3 protein-coding genes and 1 tRNA gene are annotated in these 4,375 nt (G+C 44.5%); 1 reads left to right on the forward strand and 3 read right to left on the reverse strand.

Annotated elements, in window-relative coordinates; all coding sequences use genetic code 11:
• Positions 1–163 precede the first annotated feature (163 nt).
• Positions 164–235: transfer RNA gene (locus tag C7Y66_RS29880), tRNA-Val, on the forward strand.
• 412 nt (positions 236–647) lie between these two features.
• Here the strand turns inward: C7Y66_RS29880 and C7Y66_RS29885 are convergent.
• The 3 genes from C7Y66_RS29885 to bchL all read right to left on the reverse strand — a co-directional run bounded on the left by C7Y66_RS29885 (position 648) and on the right by bchL (position 3,666).
• Positions 648–2,048 carry a ferredoxin:protochlorophyllide reductase (ATP-dependent) subunit N gene (locus C7Y66_RS29885; protein WP_015156456.1) on the reverse strand — a complete coding sequence of 467 codons (1,401 nt, stop codon included), beginning with the start codon at positions 2,046–2,048 and terminating at the stop codon, positions 648–650.
• A gap of 147 nt (positions 2,049–2,195) precedes the next feature.
• Positions 2,196–2,765, reverse strand: a complete 570-nt coding sequence (locus tag C7Y66_RS29890) for a DUF5331 domain-containing protein (protein WP_106548314.1) — start codon at positions 2,763–2,765, stop codon at positions 2,196–2,198.
• A 34-nt stretch (positions 2,766–2,799) separates the two neighbouring features.
• Positions 2,800–3,666 (reverse strand): ferredoxin:protochlorophyllide reductase (ATP-dependent) iron-sulfur ATP-binding protein, encoded by an 867-nt coding sequence (gene bchL, locus C7Y66_RS29895; RefSeq protein WP_106167858.1) that lies wholly within the window; start codon positions 3,664–3,666, stop codon positions 2,800–2,802.
• Positions 3,667–4,375: the final 709 nt, after the last annotated feature.

Raw genomic sequence — 4,375 nt, forward strand, 5'->3', positions numbered from 1 at the left:
AAGGGAGACAAGGGGGACAAGGGAGACAAGGGGGACAAGGGAGACAAGGGGGACAAGGGAGACAAGGGAGAATGGTTTGTGGCAAACAAAAAATTTTTGGAAAAGCTGGATCTAAATCGTAGATGTTTGCTATGATAAACATCCGTGAGAAAAACGGCTACACGGGCGATTAGCTCAACGGTAGAGCGCCTGCCTTACAAGCAGGATGTTACAAGTTCGAATCTTGTATCGCCCATAAGTTATCAAAAAATAGAGGTCAAAACTGCTATGGGACAACAACCATAAGTTGTCCCATTCAGATAAGACAATCCCCCCTAGCCACCTAACAACAGGTAGAATAATGTCTCCCTTTTTAAGGGGGGTTGGGGGGCTCTTCGAGGATCGATCGCTTTTAACTGAACCGTATTGCTGTATAAGAGTAAAAAATAAAAAGTAGAGACGTTGCATAACACATCTCTACTTTTTGTAAGTTGCCTAACTTGACAGCTAAAATGCTAGCTCTGACCTTATTTAGGCATTTTGACTTTTGACTGATGTACGGACGGGTTTAAGGCAGAATGCTCGGTTCTAGAACAGATCTCTTCTAAAAACCCGCCCCTACAAATGCTTGCCTTTTGACTTTTAACTTTTAACTTTTGACTTTTGTGCTAGATTTTGGCTTCTTCCTTGACTAACTTGTCCCAACCCAAGTCTTTGAGGTTGTTATTGCGGCGTAGGGGTCGAGTTACCAATTCGAGAATATCGCGGGCGTTGGTAAAGCCGTGAATTTGCGCAAATGTGAACTCTACAGACCACTTGGTATTGATTCCCCGCGCTTCTAGTGGGTTAGCATGTGCCATACCTGTAATTACCAAATCAGGCTTCAACTCATAAATCCGCTGGACTTGGTTGTAGTTGTCCGGCTTCTCAACAATTTTAGGTAAGGGTACGCCCATTTCTTGACAAGTTTTTTCTAGCATTGCCAATTCAGCCGCTTGGTAGCGTTTATCCATATATGGAATGCCAATTTCGGGTACGGTCATGCCACAGCGGATCAAAAATCTTGCCAGCGAGATTTCCAGTAAATTATCTCCCATGAAGAAGGCAGATTTACCGCGAATCAATTGCACGTAATCTTCTAAATTTGCCCAAATTTGAGCTTCTCTTTCGTCTAATCCCTTGGGAGTGATGCCGAATACAGAGCAAATTTTTTCAACCCAAGCGCGAGTGCCATCGGGACCAATTGGAAAGGGTGCGCCGATGAGTTTGCACTTGCGACGACGCATTAAAGTTGTTGCCGTCCGCGATAAGAAGGGGTTGACACCAACGACATAATACCCTTCTTCTAGAACTGGTAGTTCGGTGTAACGCTTGGCAGGTAGCCAGCCAGAAACTTTGATCCCCTGTTTTTTTAATTCCAAGGTAAGTTGGGTAACAACCGGATCGGGGAGAGAACCAAATAATACTAGTGGCGGATGATTGACATACTCAGATTCTTCTTGGGCAAGTTCTTCTTTTTTCTTCCCAAAGTGGAGCAGTTTTTGAATCGCGTTGCGTTCGTTTTTCTCAGTCTCGGCTACAGGTGCTTCATTCGGACAACGGGCTGCCATTGCTGCTAGAACTGTATCTTCCCCTTGGGTAAAGGCGTAGTCTAAGCCATTTGCCCGCGCTACTACGATGGGGATACCGATCTCGGATTCTAACTTGGGTGCTAAGCCTTCCAAGTCCATTTTGATGATTTCGGTGGTACAAGTGCCGATCCAAACAATCACGCTGGGGTTGCGATCGCGCTTAATTTGCTCGCACAATCGCTTTAACTCCTCATAATCGTTTAACTGGGCGGAAATATCCCCTTCTTCTAGTTCTGCCATCGCATAGCGAGGTTCGGCAAAAATCATCACCCCCATAGCATTTTGCAAGAAATAGCCGCAGGTCTTCGTCCCAATTACCAAAAAGAAACTATCTTCAATTTTTTGGTAAAGCCAAGCAACGCAACTGATTGGGCAAAATGTATGATAATTGCCAGTTTCGCATTCAAAATTGAGTGCTTCCGGTTGTGCCAAAGTCATAAATCGGTGTTCTCCCCTTCTGATTTAAAGGATGAATGGGGAGCCGAGAGACACGGGAGACAAGGAGGACAAGGGAGACAACGGAGGAAAGATTCATTCAATATCTAAAATTCCTCGACTCCCGACTCCCGACTCCCGACTCCCCAATTAAAATTCAGGAAATAAACGTGAAATCTCGTCGTTGCCAGTTTTACCTTCTCTAGGACGGTTAGAACTCGCAGACTGTTCGTCCGCCCAGATATCGCCGAAGTCAGACTGACTAAAATTTTTTTTTGCGTCAGGTGTTTGCCCAGTTGCCTGCGCTGTTGTAGGAGGGACATCACCCGTAGATAATGCATCTAGTTCGCTTTCGGCGCAATCGTCCATCATACCCATGAGCGCATCCATTTGCGTGTCAGGATTAGAGGGATGGGGGTTTCCCATCGGATTGTGCGGGCGATCGCTCGATAGCTTTTCTGGGTCAAAATTCAACTCCAGAACGTCAATTAAAGCATTGAGATCGGGATTGAGTTTAGTAAAAGGAATCATTAATTCCGCTAATTGCGGTTCCAGCGCGCTCACAACTCCCAGGATGAGGTTAGAAGATGGTCGCCTTCCACCATCGGGCGTGGTGACGTATTCTACTTCCATTTGCTTAGCAATCCAAGCATGATTGGCATGAAAGAATTGCACCCACTTTTGTTTTAAAGATGCCGTTAAGTCTGTGAAAAATGCCATCTACTTTACACCTCATCCAAAAATACTAGACCGATCAAACCATCATCAAGTCTAGTTCTTCTTCTGGAGTTGGAACAGGTGGTTTGGTGGGATTGAGGTAAAAATCAGACAACAGGGCAAATAATTCGCGATCTGGCGAGTCATTTGGCACAACTCCTTCTGGACGCGCCAAAATTTGGTCGGCGACGTTGAGATAGTAATCGCAGACGTAATTTAGGGAAGGATCGGACTCAGCCATTTCAAACAAAGTCTTGCCTTTGACGCGAGAAACGCGAATATCTTCGATGAGCGGCAATACTTCTAATACGGGCATGGGTACGGATTCGATATATTTATCGATCAGGTCGCGTTTAGCGGTACGATTGCCGATCAATCCTGCCAATCGTAGGGGGTGGGTGCGTGCTTTTTCTCTCACAGAAGCAGCAATGCGGTTGGCTGCAAACAAGGCATCAAAACCGTTATCGGTGACAATCATGCAGTAGTCAGCGTAGTTTAATGGAGCAGCAAAGCCACCACATACCACGTCACCCAATACGTCAAATAGAATCACGTCGTATTCGTCAAAGGCGTTGAGTTCTTTTAACAGCTTGACTGTCTCGCCAACGACGTAACCACCGCAACCTGCACCCGCTGGTGGTCCCCCTGCTTCAACGCAATCTACGCCACCGTAGCCTTTATAAATCACGTCCTCAGCCCAGACATCTTCGTAGTGATAGTCTTTTGACTGAAGCGTATCGATAATGGTGGGAATTAAAAATCCTGTCAGGGTAAAGGTACTATCGTGCTTTGGATCGCACCCGATTTGTAAAACCTTTTTACCGCGCTTGGCAAGAGCGACAGAAATGTTACAGCTCGTTGTAGATTTACCGATGCCACCTTTTCCGTAGACTGCAAGTTTCACGTTGGGTTGGCTCCTATCGTTGTTTTGTTATGGCTCTGGCTCAAGAAGTACACGAAGTCAAAAGTCAAAAGTTAAAAATCAAAAGCCCTATGTTGTGGGCATTTGGTACTTTTCCTTATTGATGATTTATTTCTGTCGTGCTGTACTAGCTTGCCGATCGCCGTTTTTGATTCGATTACTTGTCATTATCTGGCAAGGGCAAGGGAAATGAAAGGGCATCTTCAGATAAAAAAGAGAGTAAATCAGTATTTCTGAGCTAAAAAAGTAATATTTTCTCTAATATCTTCCGAAAACTCTATTTAAGCTTAAATTATCCTACTAAAACAATTTTGTGTTTTTATTTTATATAAATAGTTACAAAATACAAATAAACTTGTTTGTGGAAACGATCGCGATCGCCGAGTCCCGAAACTAGAGTATTTATACTTATTAAACTTGTAATGGCGATCGCGAATATCGCCCTAATCCCTCTTGCTTGGGGCAATCGAGGTGTTCTCTGATGAAGAGTTAAATTTTGCTGAAATTGAGCTAAGTTACAAGACAAATAGCAAAACTATGGCGATCGCACTGTGAAAATGGAGTTAGCTGGTAAGGAAAGCGTTTGGGAATAAGCGATCGCTCAGTTTATACAAAGAATCATTAATTTTTCCCAGCAACAGACTCGGATCCCCCCTAGCCCCCCTTAAAAAGGGGGGAACAAAAGCCCCCC

Source organism: Chroococcidiopsis sp. CCALA 051, assembly GCF_003015105.1.
Classification (GTDB): domain Bacteria; phylum Cyanobacteriota; class Cyanobacteriia; order Cyanobacteriales; family Chroococcidiopsidaceae; genus Chroococcidiopsis; species Chroococcidiopsis thermalis.

Bases quoted from the DNA above. Each gene is read 5' to 3' on its own strand.
- C7Y66_RS29890 (WP_106548314.1), bottom strand. From the start codon at position 2,765: ATGGCATTTTTCACAGACTTAACGGCATCTTTAAAACAAAAGTGGGTG.
- C7Y66_RS29885 (WP_015156456.1), bottom strand. From the start codon at position 2,048: ATGACTTTGGCACAACCGGAAGCACTCAATTTTGAATGCGAAACTGGC.